The sequence below is a fragment of the Sphingomonas yunnanensis genome, assembly GCF_019898765.1.
Classification (GTDB): Bacteria; Pseudomonadota; Alphaproteobacteria; order Sphingomonadales; family Sphingomonadaceae; genus Sphingomonas; species Sphingomonas yunnanensis.
The window spans coordinates 38,807-57,823 of the sequence record NZ_JAIOKB010000005.1 but is presented as its reverse complement, the minus strand read 5'-3'; the positions used below and the strand labels follow the sequence as shown (position 1 = coordinate 57,823).

At 72.0% G+C, this 19,017-nt stretch carries 18 protein-coding genes; 12 read left to right on the top strand and 6 right to left on the bottom strand.

Annotated features, from left to right (window positions below; translation table 11 throughout):
* Nucleotide 1: 1 nt before the first annotated feature.
* Nucleotides 2-1,138, bottom strand: a complete 1,137-nt coding sequence (gene hemW / locus K7957_RS14230; protein ID WP_223012661.1) for a radical SAM family heme chaperone HemW — start codon at nucleotides 1,136-1,138, stop codon at nucleotides 2-4.
* 58 nt (nucleotides 1,139-1,196) lie between these two features.
* The gene (locus tag K7957_RS14225) at nucleotides 1,197-2,060 is read right to left on the bottom strand and encodes an oxidoreductase (protein ID WP_246617113.1); all 864 of its coding nucleotides are present in this window, start codon (nucleotides 2,058-2,060) and stop codon (nucleotides 1,197-1,199) included.
* Between the two features lie 94 nt (nucleotides 2,061-2,154).
* Between K7957_RS14225 and K7957_RS14220 the strand changes: the two genes are divergently transcribed.
* Nucleotides 2,155-3,057: a LysR family transcriptional regulator gene (locus K7957_RS14220; protein WP_223012660.1), complete on the top strand. Its 903-nt coding sequence runs from the start codon at nucleotides 2,155-2,157 to the stop codon at nucleotides 3,055-3,057.
* Nucleotides 3,058-3,144: 87 nt separating this feature from the next.
* Nucleotides 3,145-4,038: an AraC family transcriptional regulator gene (locus K7957_RS14215; protein WP_223012659.1), complete on the top strand. Its 894-nt coding sequence runs from the start codon at nucleotides 3,145-3,147 to the stop codon at nucleotides 4,036-4,038.
* 15 nt (nucleotides 4,039-4,053) lie between these two features.
* Here the strand turns inward: K7957_RS14215 and K7957_RS14210 are convergent, their stop codons facing one another.
* Complete coding sequence (locus K7957_RS14210; protein WP_223012658.1) at nucleotides 4,054-5,124, bottom strand: aldo/keto reductase; 1,071 nt, start codon at nucleotides 5,122-5,124, stop codon at nucleotides 4,054-4,056.
* 223 nt (nucleotides 5,125-5,347) lie between these two features.
* Between K7957_RS14210 and K7957_RS14205 the strand changes: the two genes are divergently transcribed.
* The 4 genes from K7957_RS14205 (at nucleotide 5,348) to K7957_RS14190 (ending at nucleotide 10,936) form a co-directional block, all read left to right on the top strand.
* Nucleotides 5,348-6,184, top strand: coding sequence for an alpha/beta fold hydrolase (locus tag K7957_RS14205; protein ID WP_223012657.1), 837 nt, complete (start codon nucleotides 5,348-5,350; stop codon nucleotides 6,182-6,184).
* Nucleotides 6,185-6,356: 172 nt separating this feature from the next.
* On the top strand, nucleotides 6,357-9,296 hold the full coding sequence (locus tag K7957_RS14200; RefSeq protein WP_223012656.1) for a TonB-dependent receptor domain-containing protein: 2,940 nt from the start codon (nucleotides 6,357-6,359) through the stop codon (nucleotides 9,294-9,296).
* Nucleotides 9,297-9,525: 229 nt separating this feature from the next.
* Nucleotides 9,526-10,449: a DNA/RNA non-specific endonuclease gene (locus K7957_RS14195; protein WP_343228420.1), complete on the top strand. Its 924-nt coding sequence runs from the start codon at nucleotides 9,526-9,528 to the stop codon at nucleotides 10,447-10,449.
* Between the two features lie 64 nt (nucleotides 10,450-10,513).
* Nucleotides 10,514-10,936: a DUF6278 family protein gene (locus tag K7957_RS14190; RefSeq protein ID WP_223012655.1), complete on the top strand. Its 423-nt coding sequence runs from the start codon at nucleotides 10,514-10,516 to the stop codon at nucleotides 10,934-10,936.
* 328 nt (nucleotides 10,937-11,264) lie between these two features.
* On the opposite strand, the gene K7957_RS14185 is transcribed toward K7957_RS14190, so the two are convergent.
* Together K7957_RS14185 and K7957_RS14180 are read right to left on the bottom strand one after the other, a co-directional pair.
* Nucleotides 11,265-12,443, bottom strand: a complete 1,179-nt coding sequence (locus K7957_RS14185) for a M24 family metallopeptidase (protein ID WP_223012654.1) — start codon at nucleotides 12,441-12,443, stop codon at nucleotides 11,265-11,267.
* Nucleotides 12,440-13,678, bottom strand: a complete 1,239-nt coding sequence (locus tag K7957_RS14180) for an NAD(P)/FAD-dependent oxidoreductase (protein WP_343228419.1) — start codon at nucleotides 13,676-13,678, stop codon at nucleotides 12,440-12,442. Before K7957_RS14180 ends, K7957_RS14185 begins: the two co-directional genes overlap by 4 nt.
* A 151-nt stretch (nucleotides 13,679-13,829) precedes the next feature.
* On the opposite strand from K7957_RS14180, the gene K7957_RS14175 reads away from it, so the two are divergent.
* Complete coding sequence (locus K7957_RS14175; protein WP_223012653.1) at nucleotides 13,830-14,489, top strand: GntR family transcriptional regulator; 660 nt, start codon at nucleotides 13,830-13,832, stop codon at nucleotides 14,487-14,489.
* Nucleotides 14,490-14,496: 7 nt separating this feature from the next.
* On the opposite strand, the gene K7957_RS14170 is transcribed toward K7957_RS14175, so the two are convergent.
* Nucleotides 14,497-15,444, bottom strand: coding sequence for an NAD-dependent epimerase/dehydratase family protein (locus K7957_RS14170; protein ID WP_223012652.1), 948 nt, complete (start codon nucleotides 15,442-15,444; stop codon nucleotides 14,497-14,499).
* Nucleotides 15,445-15,536: 92 nt separating this feature from the next.
* Here K7957_RS14170 and K7957_RS14165 point away from each other — a divergent pair, with 92 nt between their 5' ends.
* The 5 genes from K7957_RS14165 to K7957_RS14145 are packed head-to-tail and all read left to right on the top strand — an operon-like array spanning nucleotide 15,537 to nucleotide 19,016.
* On the top strand, nucleotides 15,537-16,466 hold the full coding sequence (locus K7957_RS14165; RefSeq protein WP_223012651.1) for a LysR family transcriptional regulator: 930 nt from the start codon (nucleotides 15,537-15,539) through the stop codon (nucleotides 16,464-16,466).
* Between the two features lie 12 nt (nucleotides 16,467-16,478).
* Entirely contained in the window at nucleotides 16,479-17,378 is a 900-nt protein-coding gene (locus K7957_RS14160) for a heme o synthase (RefSeq protein WP_223012650.1), read from the top strand.
* Nucleotides 17,375-17,512 (top strand): hypothetical protein, encoded by a 138-nt coding sequence (locus K7957_RS14155; protein WP_223012649.1) that lies wholly within the window; start codon nucleotides 17,375-17,377, stop codon nucleotides 17,510-17,512. The genes K7957_RS14160 and K7957_RS14155 overlap by 4 nt, the downstream gene beginning before the upstream one ends.
* Nucleotides 17,513-17,514: 2 nt before the next feature.
* Entirely contained in the window at nucleotides 17,515-18,069 is a 555-nt protein-coding gene (locus tag K7957_RS14150; RefSeq protein ID WP_343228418.1) for a cytochrome c oxidase assembly protein, read from the top strand.
* Between the two features lie 35 nt (nucleotides 18,070-18,104).
* The gene (locus K7957_RS14145) at nucleotides 18,105-19,016 is read left to right on the top strand and encodes a cytochrome c oxidase subunit 3 (protein ID WP_223012648.1); all 912 of its coding nucleotides are present in this window, start codon (nucleotides 18,105-18,107) and stop codon (nucleotides 19,014-19,016) included.
* Nucleotide 19,017: the final 1 nt, after the last annotated feature.

The following is a 19,017-nucleotide window of genomic DNA, read 5'->3' as shown; positions in this document are numbered from 1 at the left end:
CTCAGCGCACCACGCGCGGCAGGATCGAGTCGAGCAGCAGGATCCCCGCCTCGGTCACGCGCAGCCGCTCGCCGTCGCGCGCGATCAGCCCCGGCAAAGCGGCGATCGCGTCGTCGTCCACGATCGCCTCCACCGCCAGCCCCGTCACCCGCGCCACCCGCGCGAGGTCGACGCCCTCGGCGAGCCGCAGCCCCATCAGCAGCGCCTCGCGCGCGCGCGCCTCGGGCGCGAGCGGCTCCTCGGTGACGAGGCCGTGGCCGTTGCGCGCGACCGCGCCGAGCCAGTTCTCGGGCTTGCGGTGGCGCTGCGTCGCGCTCGCCTGGCGGCGCCCGTGCGCGCCGGGGCCGACCCCGGCATAGTCGCGGTAGCGCCAGTAAGCGAGATTGTGGCGGCTCTCCGCGCCCGGCCGCGCGTGGTTCGACACCTCATAGGCGGGCAGCCCGGCGGCGGCGGTGATCGCGCGCGTCGCCTCGAACAGGTCGGCGGCGGCGTCGCCGTCGGGGATGGTCAGCCACCCCGCCGCCGCCTCGGTGTGAAAGCGCGTGCCGGGCTCGATCGTGAGCTGGTAGAGCGACAGATGCTCGGTGCCGAAGCCCAGCGCCTGTGCCAGCTCGCGCTCCCAGGCGGCGAGCGATTGGTCGGGGCGCGCGTAGATCAGGTCGGTGCTCACCCGCGCGAAATGGCGCTGCGCGACGTCGAGCGCGCCGAGCGCCTCGGCGACGTCGTGCGCGCGGCCGAGGAACTGCAGCGCGGCGTCGTCGAGCGCCTGCAGCCCGAGCGACACGCGGTTCACTCCCGCGACGGCGAGATCGGCGAAGCGCGCCGCCTCGACCGAGGAGGGATTGGCCTCCAGCGTCACCTCGAGCTCGGGCAGCGGTGCCCAGGCGGCGGTGGCGGCGTCGATCACCGCCGCCACCGTGGCGGGCGGCATCAGCGAGGGCGTGCCGCCGCCGAAGAAGATCGAGCCGAGCCGCCGCCCCGGCAGCGCCGCCGCCTCATGCGCGAGGTCGGCGAGCAGCGCGTCGCGCCACGCCTCTTGGTCCACCGCGGCGCGGACGTGGCTGTTGAAGTCGCAGTAAGGGCATTTCGAGACGCAGAACGGCCAGTGGACGTAGAGCGCCAGCGCGGAATCGGTCATGGCGCCGGCGCTATGCCCTGCCGCGCCGCGCTTGACCATGGCGCGGCGCGGCCGGCGCTCACCGCGTCGCGCCGATCGTGTCGAGCGCGTCCAGCGCCGCCGCGTCGAGCACGACGTCCGCCGCCGCGAGGTTCTCGCGCAGGTGCGCGACCGAGGACGTGCCCGGGATCAGCAGGATGTTGGGCGAGCGGCGGAGCAGCCACGCCAGCGCGACCTGCATCGGCGTCGCGCGGAGCCGCGCCGCGACCGCGTCGAGCGCGCCCGACTGGAGCGGGCTGAAGCCGCCGAGCGGGAAGAAAGGGACATAGGCGATGCCGTCGGCCGCGAGCCGGTCGATCAGCGCGTCGTCCTCGCGGTGCGCGAGATTGTACATGTTCTGCACGCACACCGGCGGCGCGATCGCGCGCGCCTCCTCCACCTGCGCGGCGGTGGCGTTGCTGATCCCGAGGTGGCGGATCAACCCTTCCTCGCGCATCGCCGCGAGCGCGCCATAGCCCTCGGCGATCGAGCCCTCGCTGCGGCCGTGACTGCCGTCGTGGACGCGGAAGTTGACGACCGCGAGCTGCTCCAGCCCGAGGTTGCGCAAATTGTCGTGGACCGCGTTGCGCAGCGCGGCGGGCGACGGCGCCGGGTCCCACGATCCCTCCGGCCCGCGCACCGCGCCCACCTTGGTGACGATCGTGAGCGACTCGGGATACGGCGCCAGCGCCTCGCGGATCAGCTGGTTGGTGACGTGCGGCCCATAGAAGTCGCTGGTGTCGATATGGTCGACCCCGGCCGCGACCGCGGCGCGCAGCACCGCCAGCGCGGCGTCACGGTCGCGCGGCGGGCCGAACACGCCCGGGCCGGCGAGCTGCATCGCGCCATAGCCGAGCCGGCGCACGTCGCGGTCGCCGAGCCGGTAGGTCATCTTCACGTCCATGCTGCGTCTCCTTGTTCGTGCGAGTGCAGATAGGCGCTTGCGATTGTGCCGATTAGCCGGAAGAATCGGGACGACCCGTGCGGGAACCCGAACGATGGACGCCGATCTCTCCGACCTCGAGGCCTTCGTCGCGGTGGCGCGCGCACGCGGCTTTCGCGACGCCGCCCGTGTGACAGGGCGAAGCGCCTCGACGCTGAGCGAGGCGCTGCGCCGGCTCGAGGCGCGCGTCGGCCTGCGGCTGCTCCACCGCACCACCCGCAGCGTCGCGCCGACCGAGGCGGGGGCGCGGCTGCTGGAGCGGCTCGCGCCCGCGCTCGACTCGGTCGCCGCGGCGCTCGGCTCGGTCGACGAGCTGCGCGAGCGGCCCACCGGCCTATTGCGGCTCAACGTGCCGGTGAGCGCGGCCAAGCTCGTGCTGCCCGCGATCCTGCCCGGCTTCCTCGCCGCCTATCCCGACATCCGCGTCGAGATCGACGCCGAGGATTCGTTCGTCGACATCCTCGCCTCCGGCGCCGACGCCGGCATCCGCTACGACGAACGGCTGGAGCAGGACATGATCGCGGTGCCGATCGGGCCGCGCGTGCAGCGCTTCGCGGCCGCCGCCGCGCCCGCCTATCTCGACCGCCGCGGCCGGCCCGCACACCCGCGCGCGCTGCTCGACCATGATGGCCTGGTCGGCCGTTTCTCCAGCGGCGCGCTGGCGAGCCCGTGGGAGTTCGAGCGCGACGGGGAGGCGGTGCGGATCGAACCGCGCGTGCGGCTGATCGCGCGCGTCGCGGGCGCCGCCGACCTGCTGGTCGACGCCGCGACCGGCGGGGGTGGCATCGTCTACCTGTTCGAGGAGTGGCTCGCCCCCGCGCTCGCCGCCGGCACGCTCGAGCCGGTGCTGGCCGACTGGTGGCCGAACTTCCCCGGCCCCTTCCTTTATTACTCCAGCCGCCGCCTCGTTCCGCCGCCGCTGCGCGCCTTCGTCGACCATGTCCGCGCGCTCGGCTGAGCCGATCCGCCGCGATCCTTGCCCGATCGTCGCGCGCGCGTCCGCCCCCGGCTTGTGGGTATCGGCGCGACTCATCACGGAGCGACGATGAGCCAGAGCGAACCGCTCGCGCGCGCGATCGCGCGGCACCTGCCGGCGGACGGCACCGTCGCCACCGCCATCCCCGGCGTGACGCTGATCCGCGCCTCGACGCCGACGCTGCCGATGCCGGTGGTGTACGAGCCGACCGTCTGCTTCGTCGCGCAGGGGCGCAAGCGCGCGCTGCTCGGCACCGCGGTCTACGACTATGATCCGGCGCACCATCTGATCGCCTCGGTCGGCCTGCCCGTGGTCGGCGCGGTGACCGCGGCGTCGCGGGAGGCGCCCTATCTCAGCCTCCAGCTCGACCTCGACCCGCGCGAGCTCGCCGAGCTGGCGCTCGACCACCCCGGCATCCCGGGCGGCGACGTCGTCGCGCCGCCGGGCCTGACGCTCGGCATCACCGCGCCCGCGCTGCTCGACGCCGCCACCCGACTGGTCGCGCTGCTCGACACGCCCGCCGACGCCGCCGCGCTGGCGCCGCTGGTGCGGCGCGAGATCCACTATCGCCTGCTCGCCGCGCCCGAGGGAGCGGCGCTGCGCCAGCTCGCGCAAGCGGACACGCGGCTGAGCCAGATCGGCCGCGCCATCCGCTGGATCCGCGACCATTATCGCGAGCGCTGCCCGGTCGACCAGGCGGCCGCGGTGGCGGCGCTCAGTCGCTCGGCCTTCCACCATCACTTCAAGGCGGTGACCGGACTGAGCCCGCTCGCCTTCCGCACCCGGCTGCGGCTGCAGGAGGCGCGGCGGCTGATGCTGAGCGAGGCGATCGAGGCGGCGAGCGCGGGCTATCGCGTCGGCTATGAAAGCCCGTCGCAGTTCAGCCGCGACTATGCGCGGCTGTTCGGCGCGCCCCCCGCCGCCGACGCCGGGCGGCTGCGCGCCGCCGCCGCGGCTGGTTGAGCGCGCCGCCGCGGCTCAGCGCCGCATCGCCACCGGGTGCGCGCCGAAGATCAGCTGCTGCGCCATCGGCCGGCCGATGAACCGCTCGGGGAAGATCGGCGCCGGCCGGCTCGCCGCGTCGAGCCGCGCGAGCTGGTCGTCGTCGAGCACTACCGCCAGCGCACCGAGATTGTCCTCGGCCTGCGCCAGCGTCCGTGCGCCCATCACCGGGGCGGTGACCGCGGGGTGGCGCAGCGTCCAGGCGAGCGCAACCTGCGAGCGCGACGCCCCGGTCTCCGCCGCCACCGCGCCGACCACCTCGGCGATCGCGAGCGAGCGCTCGTTGAGGTGCCCGGTCGAGGCGATCACGCCCTTGCGCGTCGCGGCGACGTCGGCGCCATTCTCGTCGGAGAGGTCGGCGCGCGTGTACTTGCCGGTGAGAATGCCGCCGCCGAGCGGCGACCAGGGCAGTACGCCCAGCCCGAGCGCCTCCGCCATCGGCATCAGCTCGTGCTCGACGGTGCGCTCAACCAGGCTGTACTCGATCTGCAGCGCCACCAGCGGCGACCAGCCGCGCAGGTCGGCGATCGTCTGCAGCTGCGCCACACGCCACGCCGGCGTGTTGCACAGGCCGATATAGACCAGCTTGCCCGCCCGGACGAGATCGTCGAGCGCACGCAGCACCTCGTCGGGCCCGGTGGTGAAGTCCCAGGCGTGGAGGTAGAGCAGGTCGATCCGGTCGGTGTCGAGCTGGCGCAGGCTCGCCTCGACCGAGCGCAACAGGTTGAGCCGGTGGTTGCCGCCCGAGTTGGGGTCCGCCGGATCGCGCGCCATCGTGAACTTGGTGGCGAGCACCGCGCGCTCGCGCCGGCCGCGCAGGAAGCGGCCGAGCAGCCGCTCCGACTCGCCGTTGGTATAGTTCACCGCGGTGTCGATCAGGTTGCCGCCGCGGTCGAGGTAGAGGTCGAGGATGCGCCGCGCCTCCGCCTCCTCGGCGCCCCAGCCCCAGTCGGCACCGAAGGTCATCGTGCCCAGCGCGAGCGGCGCGACGCGCAGGCCGGAGCGGCCGAGCAGGCGATAGTCGGTGAGCGCGGCGGGGAATGTCATGGATCGTGCCTCCGGTTCGATGCCGCGGCGTAAATGGCGCGGCCGGCGCGACGACGGTAACCGCTTCGTCCGCTAGGCTTGCCCGATCGTCCGCGGCGCGCGCCCGTTCGATTTTCTCGAACGGATAGCGCGACCTTATCGCGCTCCCTCGACTCGATTCGCTGGCGTAACTCTCTGATCGCCGGACGCCTTCCGGCGACAGTCACGAGACAGGGAGCGAGCCATGCCGACGATCACCACGCAGGACGGTACCGAGATCTTCTTCAAGGACTGGGGTGCCAGGGACGCGCAGTCGATCATGTTCCACCACGGCTGGCCGCTGTCGTCGGACGACTGGGACAATCAGATGCTGTTCTTCCTGGCGCGGGGCTATCGCGTGATCGCGCATGACCGCCGCGGACACGGCCGCTCGGCGCAGGTCGATCACGGCCATGACATGGCCACCTATGCCGCCGACGCCGCCGCGGTCGCCGAGCACCTCGACCTGCGGAACGCGATCCATATCGGCCACTCGACCGGGGGCGGCGAGGTCGCCGCCTATGTCGCGCGCCACGGCCTGCCGCAGGGCCGCGTCGCCAAGGCGGTGCTGGTCAGCGCGGTGCCCCCGATCATGGTCAAGACCGAGCTTTATCCCGGCGGGTTGCCGATCGCGGTGTTCGACGGGTTGCGCGCCGCGCTCGCCGCCGACCGCGCCTCCTTCTACCGCGACCTGCCCGCCGGCCCCTTCTACGGCTTCAACCGCGACGGCGCCGAGGCCAGGCCCGCGGTGGTCGACAATTGGTGGCGCCAGGGGATGATGGGCAGCGCGCAGGCACACTATGAGGGCATCAAGGCCTTCTCGGAGACCGACCAGACCGACGACCTGCGCGCGATCACGGTGCCGACCCTGGTGCTGCACGGCGACGACGACCAGATCGTCCCCTACCAGAACGCCGGCGTGCTCTCGGCCGAGCTGGTCCCCCACGCCACGCTCAAGATCTATCCGGGCTACTCGCACGGCATGCTGACCGTGAACCACGAGGTGCTCAACGCCGACCTGCTCGCGTTCGTGCGGGGATGAGCGCCGGCGGTCCGCTCCTGGACTGAGCGACATGGCTTTCGACGCATCAAAGATGCGCAGGCAGGCCCGCTCGCGCCTGCCTGCGCACTCTGAGCGACATCTTTGTATAACATATTTGCAATGTGAAACAGTATACGACACGGTCGCGGCAGGGAAATAGGGGACCTCGCCGATGCTCGCTCACCGTCTGCTGCGCTCCACCGCGCCTGTCGCACTCGCCCTCGCCGGCGCCGCGCACGCCCAGGCCCCGCAGGCGCAGCCACCCGCGGGCGAGCCCTCCATCACCACCGCGCCCGCCCCGGCCGACCCGGAGCCCGCCGGCGGCGAGGTCACCGTCACGGGGACTCGGCTCCGCCAGCCCGGACTCCAGAGCAACAGCCCGATCACCGACGTCAGCGCCGCCGAGATCCGACTCCAGGGCGCGACCAACATCGAGAACGTGATCAACCGCCTGCCCCAGGTCACCGCGGCGGCGAACGAGAATGTCTCCAACGGATCGGACGGCACCGCGCGGATCAACCTGCGCAACCTCGGCGACAACCGGAACCTGATCCTGGTCAACGGCCAGCGGCTGCTGCCGGTGCAGGCCAACGACGTCAACTTCATTCCCGGCTTCATGGTGCAGCGGATCGACGTCGTCACCGGCGGCGCCTCGGCGGTATACGGGTCGGACGCGATCTCGGGCGTGGTCAACTTCATCCTGCGCGACGACCTCGACGGCGTCCGCGGCGACGTCCAGTACGGCTTCGCCGCGCACCACAATGACAACAGCGGCCTGCGCGACCTCGTGCGCCGCAACGGCTATGCCAACGCGCCCAACTCGCCGGTCGACGGCCAGCGGCTCGACGCCAACCTCGCGGTCGGCAAGAACCTGGGGGACCGCGGCAACATCACCGCTTACTTCGGCTATCGTGACGTCAAGCCGATCATCCAGGCCAACCGCGACGTCTCCGCCTGCGCGCTCGACCCGACCGACAACAACAGCGCTTACGCCTGCGGCGGGTCGAGCAACAACATGTACGGCCTGTTCCAGCCGCTCACCGGCCCCAACGCCGGCACCGCCTATAACAACACCCGCGACGGGCAGAAGACCTGGGTGCCGTATAACTCGAGCTTCCGCTACAACACCGCGCCACTCAATTACTTCCAGCGCTCCGACGTGCGTTACACCGCTGGCGGCTTCGCCAGATATGAGTTCGACCCCGCCGCCGAGCTGTACGGCAGCGCGATGTTCATGGACGACCATACCTTCTCGCAGGTGGCGCCGTCGGCGCTGTTCCAGGGAACGACCTACACGATCAACTGCGACAACCCGCTACTCGGCCAGCAGCAGGGTCAGCTCTTGTGCGGCAGCGCCTACGGCAGCGGCGCGACGCAGGACCTGTTCATCGGCTATCGCCCGGTCGCGGGCAACGCGCGGCCGCGCCGCGACGACCTGCGCCGCATCGACTATCGCGCCACCGCGGGGCTGCGCGGCGAGATCGCGCGCGGCATCGGCTATGACGTCAGCGGGCTCTACTCGCGCGCCTTGTTCCGCGAGACCTACATGAACGACATCGACTCGGCGCGCGCGAACCGCGGGCTCCAGGTCGTCTCGGTCAACGGCACGCCGACCTGCACCTCGGTGGTGAACGGCAGCGATCCGGACTGCGTGCCGCTCGACGTGTTCCGCTACAACGGCATCGCGGATTCCGCCTTCGGCTACATCTATCAGCCGTCGTCGACGCGCGGGCTCGACGAGGAGCAGGTGTACAGCGGCTCGATCAACGCCGATCTCACCAGCTACGGCGTCAAGCTGCCCTGGGCGGACCAGGGGCTGGGCGTGGTGCTCGGCGTCGAGCATCGCCGCGAGAAATTGCGCTTCACCGCCGACGCGCTGTCGCAGCAGAAGGGCACCACCGAGTCGTTCGGCCAGTTCCACGTCACCGAGTTCTTCTCCGAGGTGCGACTGCCGATCGCGGAGAACCGCCCCTTCGCCGAGGAACTGTCGATCACCGGCGGCTATCGCTACTCCGACTACAGCAACCTGTCGAAGGGCGTGTCGACCTACAAGGGCGAGGTCTCCTGGGCGCCGATCCGCGCGCTTCGCCTGCGCGGCAGCTACAATCGCGCGATCCGCGCACCCAATATCAGCGAGCTGTTCGCGGGCCAGCAGATCGGCAACGTCTCGGCGCAGGACCCGTGCTCGGGCGCGACCCCGCTCGCCAGCGCCGAGCGCTGCGCGCTCACCGGCGTCACCGCCGCGCAATATGGCCGCATCATCGCCTGCCCGACCGACGTCTGCTCGGCGCTGGGCGGCGGCAACCCCGCGCTGCGCCCCGAGGAGGCGGACACCTATACCGCGGGCGTGGTGCTCTCGCCCTCGTTCCTGCGCGGCGTGTCGCTGTCGGTCGACTATTTCAACATCAAGGTGCGCGACTACATCGCCTCGATCCCGACCTCGCTGACGATCAGCCAGTGCGTCGCCACCGGCGATCCGTTCTTCTGCTCGCTGTTCAAGCGCGACCCGCGCAACGGCGCGCTGTTCGGCGAGAACGGCTATGTCGTGTCGACCACGCAGAACACCGGCTCGCTCCAGACCTCGGGCATCGACCTCGGGCTCAACGCCGCGGTGCCGGTGGGCGGGCTCGGCCGCGTCGACCTGTCGCTGGTCGGGACCTGGCTCAACGAGTTGGTCACCGAGCCGCTGCCGGGGCTCGGCTCCTACGACTGCAAGGGGCTGTTCGGCCCGACCTGCGGCCAGCCCAGCCCCGAGTGGCGCCACCAGGCGCGGCTGACCTGGACCACCCCCGACGACAAAGGCGCGGTGTCGCTCAACTGGCGCTACATCGGCGCCACGCGGCTGAGCAGCAACACCGCCGACCCGTTCCTGGCGGGCGACGCCTACACGCTCAACTCGCGCATCGGCACGTACAATTACTTCGACCTCGCCTTCACCGCTACCGTGCGCGAGGGCGTGAGCCTGCGTCTCGGCGTGAACAACCTGCTCGACCGCGATCCGCCCGCGATCGTCCAGGGGCTGCTGTCGGCGTTCGGCAACGGCAACATCTATCCCGGCGTGTACGACGTCGCGGGGCGGAGCTTCTTCGCGGGACTGTCCGCGGAGTTCTGACGCTGTGATCGATCCTCCCCGGCACCGGGAGGGGTCCAGCCGCAGGCTGGTGGAAGGGGAGTTTTCGCGGATACGCCGAAGCGTTGGTGGAGAGCCCCTCCACCACGCCGCTGCGCGGCGCGGTCCCCCTCCCCCTTCCGGGGAGGATCTCAGCTCTTCGCATCGTCGCGGCGCCGTCACGCAAATCGCTATACCGGGTCGGTCCGCCGCTCAGCGCAGGAGACCGATTGTGCCGATCTCGTCCTACCGCCCCCGCCTGCACGACCTGCGCCCGCTCGTGGCCGCGCCGGTCGCACCGACCCTCGCTCCGGCACTGGCGCGGACCACGCCGGCGAGCGACTTCGCCGGCCGCGCCGGCTACGACCCCGCGCATCTCCCCGACTTCGCGGTGGCACTGCCCTCCACCGCCGGGGTGCGCAGCGACGTGCGCGCGGTGCCGGGGCGCGACGACGGGCGGCTCGACTATACGCATTTCTCGCTCGTCCTCTCCGCCAGCCGTCGCCTCGCGCTGTTCACCGCGGCCAACCTCGACGGCGCGCAGAGCGTGTCGGTGCCGCGCGGCGGCGATCCCTGGGCGCTGGACGGCCGCCTCCCCGCCGACGCGCAGGTCGGCGAGGAGCTGTACGCCGACAACGACTTCGACCGCGGTCATCTGGTGCGGCGCGAGGACCCAAACTGGGGCGCCGACGCCGCCACGGCCAATCGAGACACCTTCCACTTCACCAATTGCGCGCCGCAGCTCTCCGCCTACAACCAGCAGACCTGGCTCGGGCTGGAGGACCTGGTGCTGGGCAACACGCGGCGCCAGCGCGAGCGCGCCAGCGTCTTCACCGGTCCGGTGTTCCGCGCCGACGACCCCGTCTACCGCGGCGTCGCCATCCCACTGGCCTATTGGAAGGTGATCGCCTTCGTCCACGACGACGGCACGCCCTCCGCGACCGCCTATATGATCGACCATGACGTCGACCTCGGCCGCGTCGAGCTGATCTTCGGGCCGTACAAGACCTATCAGCGCTCGGTCGCCGCGGTGGAGCGCGCCACCGGGCTCGACTTCGGCGCGCTCGCACTGCGCGACGGCTTCTCCAACGAGGAGGCGGCGACCGGCGCGCGGGTCGAGCGCGTGATCCGCGTCGCCGCCGACGTGCTGGTGTGACGCGCGGCCCGACCTCGCGTGCGCCGCGCCTATAATGAGCGCTGGTGCCACGAGGGACAGGGTGATGACGATGGGGGACGTAGCGCGGCTGGCGGAACGGTTCGCGGCGGCGCACCGGGGCGAGCCGCTCGATTACTCGGCCGACAGCCTGGCGGCGGTCGATCGCCTGCTCGACGCGCGGCGGCGGGCGAGAGGCAAGGGGGCGGTCGTCGCGACCGAGGCCGGCTGCTACGTCGGCGAGGTGATCCGCCGGCAGCTCGGCGGGCGCTGGCGCGACACGCCAGCGGCGCCGGCCAAGCGCGGATTCCTGAGCCTGTTCGGCGGCGGCCGGCCGGGGTTCGCGCCGGCGCTCGACCTCGGCGCGATCACCGTCTCCCCGGTGGAGAAGGTCCGCGCACGGCTCCGCGACCCGGGCGAGGACACGATCGAGATCTACTACGAGGCGGTGGAGCGCACCATCATACCGCGCGTGGAGGACCTGATCTAGCAAAATCGATATGCAGGCGACGCGCTGACGACCCTCGCCTGCACGGATGCCGCTGCGACCTCCGGAATACTCCTATCCTTCCGTCATCCCGGACTTGTTCCGGGATCCACCCGTCCGCGGGATCGACGCCTTCGGGATGCGCGGCAGGGTGGATCCCAGACCAAGTCCGGGATGACGAAGAAGTATCTCGCAGCGGAAGCCTTCCTTGGGAGACAAAGCTGAGAGTCGATGCAGTCCGGGACGCGCGCGGGCCGACGTGAAACACTTGCTCCGCTCGCGCTGAGGAAAGGCTGCGCCGGCGGCCGCCTCGACTGCGGGCGGCCCCGCCTCAGCCGAACGGCCGCTCGAGCGACTCCTGCGGCGGCGTGAACCAGGCCGCGCCGTCGGCGGTGACGCGGAAATGGTCCTCCAGCCGCACGCCGAAGCGCTCGGGCACGACGATCATCGGCTCGTTGGAGAAGCACATCCCCGGCTCCAGCGGCGTCTGGTCGCCGCGCACCAGATAGGCGGGCTCGTGGATCGACAGACCGATACCGTGCCCGGTCCGGTGCGGCAGACCTGGCAGGCGATAGCCCGGTCCCAGCCCGGCGCGCTCCAGCACCGCACGCGCCGCGGCGTCCACCGCCTCGCACGTCACCCCCGGCCGCACCGCAGCGAAGGCCGCGGCCTGCGCCTCGCGCTCGACGGCGAAGGTCTCGTGCACCTCGGGCGCGACGCGGCCGAAGGCGTAGGTGCGCGTGATGTCGGAATGGTAGCCGTGGACGCGGCAGCCGGTGTCGACCAGCACCAGCTGATCCTCCTCGAGCAGCTGGTCGCCGGGCAGGCCGTGCGGATAGGCCGTCGCCTCGCCGAACTGCACCGCGCAGAAGAACGAGCCGCCACCGCCGATCGCCTGGTGCGCCGCGTCGATGAAGCGCTTCACCTCGCTCGCGGCGATGCCGGGACGAAGGATCGCGGCGGCGCGGCGCTGGACTTCCAGCGTCATCGCCTTGGCGGCGGCGAGGCAGGCGAGCTCGGCAGCCGACTTGATCATGCGGCAGCGGTCGATCACCGCCGCGCCGTCGCTCACCGCCAGCCCGGTGCCGCGCACCTTCTCGCCCCAGCCGAACGGCAGCAGCGGGTCGAGCGCGAGTCGCGCGCCCGGCGCGAGCGCGCCCGCCACCAGAGCGACCGGATCCTCGTCCTCCTCCCACAGCGCCACCGCGGCGGGGATCGCGAGCTCGGCGGTGAGCGAGCCCTGCTCGAACGCCGGGCAGATCATCAGCGGGTCGCCGCTGACCGGCAGCAGCAGCGCCACCATCCGCTCGGTCGCGCCCCAGCTCACCCCGGTGAAATAGCGCAGGCTGGCACCCGCGCCGACCAGCAGCGCCTCGACGCCGAGCGCACTCGCCAGCGCGCGCGCGCGATCGAGCCGCGCGAGATGCTCGGCCGCGGCGATCGGCGGCACCGGCGGCGCGGGGCGGATCGCGGCGAGCTCGGTCGCGGGGTCGGAGGTGCCGATGGTCATGCGAGCGTCCCGAAACGGCGGAGGTCATAGGGTGCGAGATCGATCGCCGGCGCCGCGCCCGCGATCGTGTCGGCCAGCAGCTCGGCGGTGACCGGCGCGAGCGTCAGCCCGAGATGCTGGTGGCCGAAGGAATAAAACAGGTTGGGGGCGCGGGTCGAGCGGCCGATCGCGGGGAGGTAGTCGGGCAAGGTCGGGCGCGCACCCATCCAGCGCTCGAACGGCGCGGCGAGCGGCAGGCCGAGCGCGGCGGCATGCGCCTCGAGCCGCTGCCACTTGCGCGCGTCGGGCGGGGCGTCGGCGCGCCCGAACTCGACGAAGCCGGCGAGCTGGACACGGTCGGCGTAACGCGTGGCGATGATCGAGCGGTCCTCGAACACGATCGGGGGCAGGTCGGCGGGCCAACGGTGGCCGGCGGCGCGGACGTGATAGCCGCGCTCGGCGATCAGCGGCGCGCGCTCGCCCGCCGCAGCCATCAGCGCGCGCGCGCCGACCCCGGCGGCAACCACCACAAAGTCGGCGGGATGGCCCGGCACCGCGACCCGGTCGCCGCTGCGCTCGATCGTCGCCTGGCCGGTCGCGCGCGCCACGCCGGCCGCGTCGAGCGCGGCGTCGAGCGCGGCGGCGAGCCGGTCGAGATCGCTCACCTGCGCGCTGCCAGCGAAGCGGATCGCGTCGGTCACGGCCGGCGCGAGCCCGCGTACGCGCGCCAGCGTCGCGGTGTCGGCGGCGTGGACGGTCGCCGTGCCGGTATCTGCCGCCTGCCACGCCGCGCGGCCCCGCGCCGCGCTCGCGTCGCTCTCCCAGGCGACGAGGTGACCGTCGGCACGTACCAGCGTCGCGTCGCCGAGCGCGCCGGCGAGCCGATGCCACGCCGGCAGCGCCCCGGCGAGCAGCGCGCCCAGCGCGTCGCGGCCGCGGCGGTGCTGCACCGGCCGCGACGCCCAGGCCAGCCGCAGCGCGAAGGGCAGCCAGTCGCGCGCCTGCGCCGGCGGAAGGCTGAGCGGCCCGCCGCGCCAGAACAGCCGCCGCGGGAAGGCGCGCAGCGTCGCGGCCGAGGCGAGCGGCTCGACCTGCTCGACGGCGATATGGCCGGCATTGCCCCAAGAGGCGGCGGGCGCGGCGGCCTGCTGGTCGAGCAGCGTCACCGCGGCTCCTCGCCGCGCGAGGGCGAGCGCGAGCGTGCGCCCGACGACGCCCGCTCCGACGATCAGGATGCGCAACGCTGGGTCATCCACCACTTCACCCCTGGGGCTCTATCGTATACGATGACGTCTCACAAGTCATTCCAAGGCCTTGCATGGCCTTGTTGATTGATCGTTAACTACGCATCTGAGATTATACGCCGATCTCGCACATCCGTGTGCCGTTTCGAGGACCATCATGTCTGTGAGCATCATCGCCCGCACCCTGTCCGATCGCGTCTTCGAGATCGTGCGCGAGCGTATCGTCACCGGCGAGCTGCGCGGCAATATGCCGATCCGCCAGGACGCCCTCGCCGGCGAGCTGGGCGTCAGCAAGATCCCGCTGCGCGAGGCGCTGGCGCGGCTCGAGCAGGAGGGGCTGCTGTCGAGCCAGGCCAATCGCGGTTACTCGGTGCAGCCGATGTCAGCCGCGCAGGCCGACGAGATCTTCGCGCTGCGCCTCTCGATCGAGCCCGCGGCGTCGGCGAGCGCGGCGCTGGCGGCGGACGAGGGAGGGCGACAGGCGGCATTGGCGGCGTTCCACGCGCTCGACGAGGCGGCCTCGAGCAACCTCGCCGAGGTGGCGGTGCGCAACCGCGTGTTCCACATCGCGCTGGTGCGCCCCGGCGGACGGCGGCTGACCACATCTCTGGTCGAGCGGCTCGGCATCCTGGCGGAGCGCTATACCGTCGCGCATCTCGCCCCGGCGGGTCGCGACGCGCGCGCGCACGTCGAGCACCAGGGACTGATCGACAGCTGGATGGCGCGCGACGCCGACGCGCACGAGCGCCTGCTCCACGATCATATCGCGGGGACGCTCGCCGACCTGCGCGCGCAGTTCGCCGCGGGCGCGGTCGCCGCCTAGACGGCGCTCACACGCAACCCAGGCTGGCCAGCGTCGCGCGCACCGCGTCGAGCAGCGGCGTGCGCGGCTCCTCGCCGAGGGTCGCGACCAGCCGCGTGTTGTCGAGCCGGACCGGGCGCTCCCACAGGTAGCGCATCTCCATCAGTTCGCGCGGCGTCTCCGCCACCAGCGCGGCGAGGCGCAGCTGCCACCAGGGTAGCCGGCGGATCGGCACCGCCGGGTCGCCGAGCACGCGCACGATCGCCTCGACCATCGCTCGTCCGTCGGCGTCCCACTGGCCGTCGAGATGGTAGCGCGCGAAGGCGGGCAGGTCGTCGCGATCGAGCAGTTGCGCGATCGTCTCCGCCACGTCGGGCAGATAGGCCCAGGCATGCCCGACGCCGCGCTGCCCTGGCTGGCGCACCACGCGCGGGCGCGCCCCCGGCGTCACCAGCCCCTGCGCGAACCAGTTGTTCGCGGCGCCCGGCCCGAAGAAGTCGCCCGCGCGCACGATCAGCACCGGCGCCGCGCCGCTCGCCGCCAGCGCCTCGAGCCGCCGCTCCAGCTCGACCCGGATCGCGCCCTTGCGCGTGACCGGCCGCTGCGGCGCGTCCTCCGCGACCAGCGGGAAGGCGTCGCGGCCGTAATTGTAGACCGTTCCCGGGAGCACCACCCGCGCGCCGGTCGCGCGCGCCGCGGCGATCGTGCTGTCGAGCATGGGCAGCACCTGGCCGGCCCAGTCGCGATAGCCCGGCGGGTTGACCGCGTGGACGATCGTCGACGCGCCGACCGCGGCGGCGGCGACCGCGGCGGCGTCCCGCGCGTCGCCGCGGACCGGCTCGCAGCGTGGGTCCAGCTGCGCCGCGTCGCCGCGCAGCAGCGCGCGGACGAGCCAGCCGCCGTCGAGCAGCCGCCGCGCGGTAGCGCCGCCGATGCCGCCGGTGGCGCCGAGTATCAGGGCCAATCGCTTGCTCATCGCTCTTCTCCACGTTCGTGTCGTGGCGAGGATGGCGAGCGTCGCGCTCATCGAAAATTGCCGAATACCGGCGGTCTGCTATACGCGAATCGATGAGCCAGGAACCGAGCTGGGACGTCTATCGCAGCTTCGCCGCGGTACTGCGTGAACGCTCGCTGTCGGCCGCGGCGCGTGCGCTCGGGCTGACCCAGCCGAGCGTCGCGCGGCATATCGCCGCGCTGGAGCAGGCGGTGGGCGGCGCGCTCTTCGTGCGCTCCCCGCGCGGCCTCTCACCCACCGACCGCTCCCTCGCGCTGCGCCCGCACGCCGAGGCGCTGGTCGCCGCCGCGACCGCGTTGCGCCGCGCCGGGAGCGGGTCGCCCGACCAGCCCGAAGGCGTGGTACGGGTCAGCGCGAGCCAGGCGGTGGGGGTGTGGCATCTGCCGCCGATCCTCGCCGCGCTGCGCCGCGTGCACCCGCGGCTGGCGGTCGAGCTGGCGCTGACCGACTCGGTCGACGACCTGCTCCAGCGCCAGGCCGACGTGGCGGTGCGGATGGTCGAGCCGGCGCAGCAGGCGCTGGTGGCGCGGCGGGTCGGCGCGGTGCGGCTCGGTTTCCACGCACACCGCGACTATCTCGCGCGGCGCGGTATGCCCGCGACCGTCGCGGACCTGCGCGACCACGACCTGATCGGTCCCGACACCGAGACCGCCTTCACCCGCGGCACAGCGGCGCGCTGGCTGCCGGGGCTCGACCGCACCGCCTTCGCGCTGCGCACCGACAGCGACGCGGCGCATGTCGCGGCGATCACGGCGGGGTTCGGCATCGGCATCTGCCAGACCGCGGTGGCGCGGCGCGATCCGGCGCTGGTGCGTGTGCTGCCCAAGGCACTCGACGTGGCGCTGCCGCTCTGGATCGTGATGCACGAGGACCTGCGCGGCGGCGCGCGCTACCGCGCCGTGTTCGACGCGCTGGCGGAGGGTTTAGGGCAGGTCGCCGCGGCCGACGCGCGCGCCCTTTCCCTCGCCCCGCCAGCGGAGTAGGAGCGGCGGGCGATGACCACCGCCGCCCCTCTCCTGCCGCCGGCCGACTGGCGCGACTTCCTCGCGCTGACCAAGCCGCGCGTGATGACGCTCGTCGTGTTCACCGGCCTGTGCGGGATGCTCGCGGCGCCGGTGGCGGTCGATCCGGTGCTGGGCTTCACCGCGATCCTGTGCATCGCGCTCGGCGCCGGCGCGGCGGGGGCGCTCAACCAATGGTATGAGGCTGATCTCGACGCGGTGATGAAGCGCACCGCGGCGCGCCCGCTGCCCGCGGGGCGAATGGAGCGGCAGTCGGCGCTGCACTTCGGCGTCGGGCTCGGTGCCTTCTCGGTGATCCTGATGGGGCTGGCGGTGAACCTCGCCGCGGCGGCGATCCTCACGGTCTCGATCCTGTTCTACGTGCTGATCTACACCGTGTGGCTGAAGCGCCGCACGCCGCAGAATATCGTGATCGGCGGCGCCGCGGGCGCCTTCCCGCCGCTGATCGGCTGGGCCGCGGCGACGGGCGAGGTGGCGCTGCTGCCGCTGCTGCTGTTCGCTCTGGTGTTCCTGTGGACCCCGCCGCATTTCTGGGCGCTCGCGCTGTTCGTGAAGACGGACTACGCCAACGCGGGCGTGCCGATGCTCCCCGTGGTGGCGGGCGAGCGCGTCACGCGGCGCCAGATCGGGCTGTACACCATCCCGATGGCGCTGGTGGCGGTGGCGCCCTGGCCGCTCGGGCTCGCGGGGCCGGTCTATGGCGTGGTGGCGACCGCGATGACCGCGGTGTTCGCGCTGCTCGCCGCCTTGGTCGCCGCCGGTCGGACCGATGCGGTGAAGCCGATGCGTCACGAGAAGCAACTGTTCGGCTTCTCGATCCTGTACCTGTTCGTCGTATTCGGAGCGCTCGTGGTGGATCGGTGGGTGGCATGACGCCGGAGGAACAGCAGCTCGTCCAGAAGCGGCAGAAGGCGCGCGCGATCGTGGTGGCGGTGCTGCTCGCCGCCTTCGTGGTGCTGATCTTCTTCATCACCATCGCCAAGATCCACCAGGGCATGGGGCATTGAGCGTGCCGCGGCCGTTCCTGGGGCTCACGCGCACCGGCCGCACCGCGCTGCTGGCGGTGCTCGGCATCTGCTTCATGACCGGGCTCGCCTTCGCCAGCGTGCCGCTCTACCGGCTGTTCTGCCAGGCGACCGGGCTCAACGGCACCACCGGCCGCGCCGAGCGCGCGCCGGGCGGCGTCCACCGCTCGATCACGATCGCGTTCGACGCCAACACCAGCCCCAAGCTGCCGTGGCGCTTCCAGCCCGAGCGCGAGCAGGAGGTGGTGGAGATCGGCGCGCGCGACATGGCCTTCTTCGCCGCGACCAGCCGCGCCGCGCAGGAGACGACGGGCACCGCGACCTACAACGTCACCCCCGCGGTCGCGGGCAAATATTTCACCAAGATCCAGTGCTTCTGCTTCACCCAGCAGACGCTCAAGGCGGGCGAGTCGCAGCGCATGCCAGTGATCTTCTACGTCGATCCCGCGATCCTCACCGATCCGGACACCAAGGACGTGCAGACGATCACGCTCTCCTACACATTTTACCCGGTGGATTCCGCCGGGCGAGCGGGCTAGACGAGAGCCGATAAGCGTAACGGGGAGAGCCGCGCATGGCGGGTGCCAAGAACCACGAGTACCACATCCTGCCGCCCAGCCCGTGGCCGCTGCTCAGCTCGATGGCGGCGCTGGTGCTGGCGACCGGCGGCATCATGTACATGCACTCCGCCACCGCGGGCGGCTGGGTCTTCCTGATCGGCCTCGCCGCGGTGCTGTTCTGCATGTACGGCTGGTGGCACCAGGTGATCCGCGAGGCGCACGCGGGCGACCACACGCCGGTGGTGCAGTTGCATTTCCGCTACGGCATGATCCTGTTCATCGCCTCCGAGGTGATGTTCTTCGTCGGCTGGTTCTGGGCCTTCTTCGACTTCTCGCTGTTCCCCACCGCGATGTCGATCGTCGACGGCCAGGTGGAGCGTGCCGCCGAGGGTGCCGCGGCGATCGCCGCGACATGGCCGCCCAAGGGGCTGGAGGTGATCAACCCCTTCGAGTTCCCGCTGCTCAACACGCTGATCCTGCTGTGCTCGGGCACCACGGTGACGTGGGCGCACCACGCGCTGATCCACGACCAGCGCGGCGGCGAGAAGCGCGGCTTCTGGGGGCTGCTCGGCGTCGGCGACCGCGACGGCGTGCTCAAGGGCCTGTGGCTGACGGTGGTGCTCGGCGTGCTGTTCAGCAGCATCCAGGCCTATGAGTACATGCACGCGCCCTTCCCGTTCAAGGGCATCAACTACGGCGCCGCCTTCTTCATGGCGACCGGCTTCCACGGCTTCCACGTGCTGGTCGGCACGATCTTCCTGATCGTGAACCTGATCCGCGCCTACAACGGCGCCTTCACGCCACGGCAGCATTTCGGCTTCGAGGCGGCCGCCTGGTACTGGCACTTCGTCGACGTCGTGTGGCTGTTCCTGTTCGTCACCATCTACGTCTGGGGTGGCTGGGGCGCGCCGGTCCACGCGGGCTGAG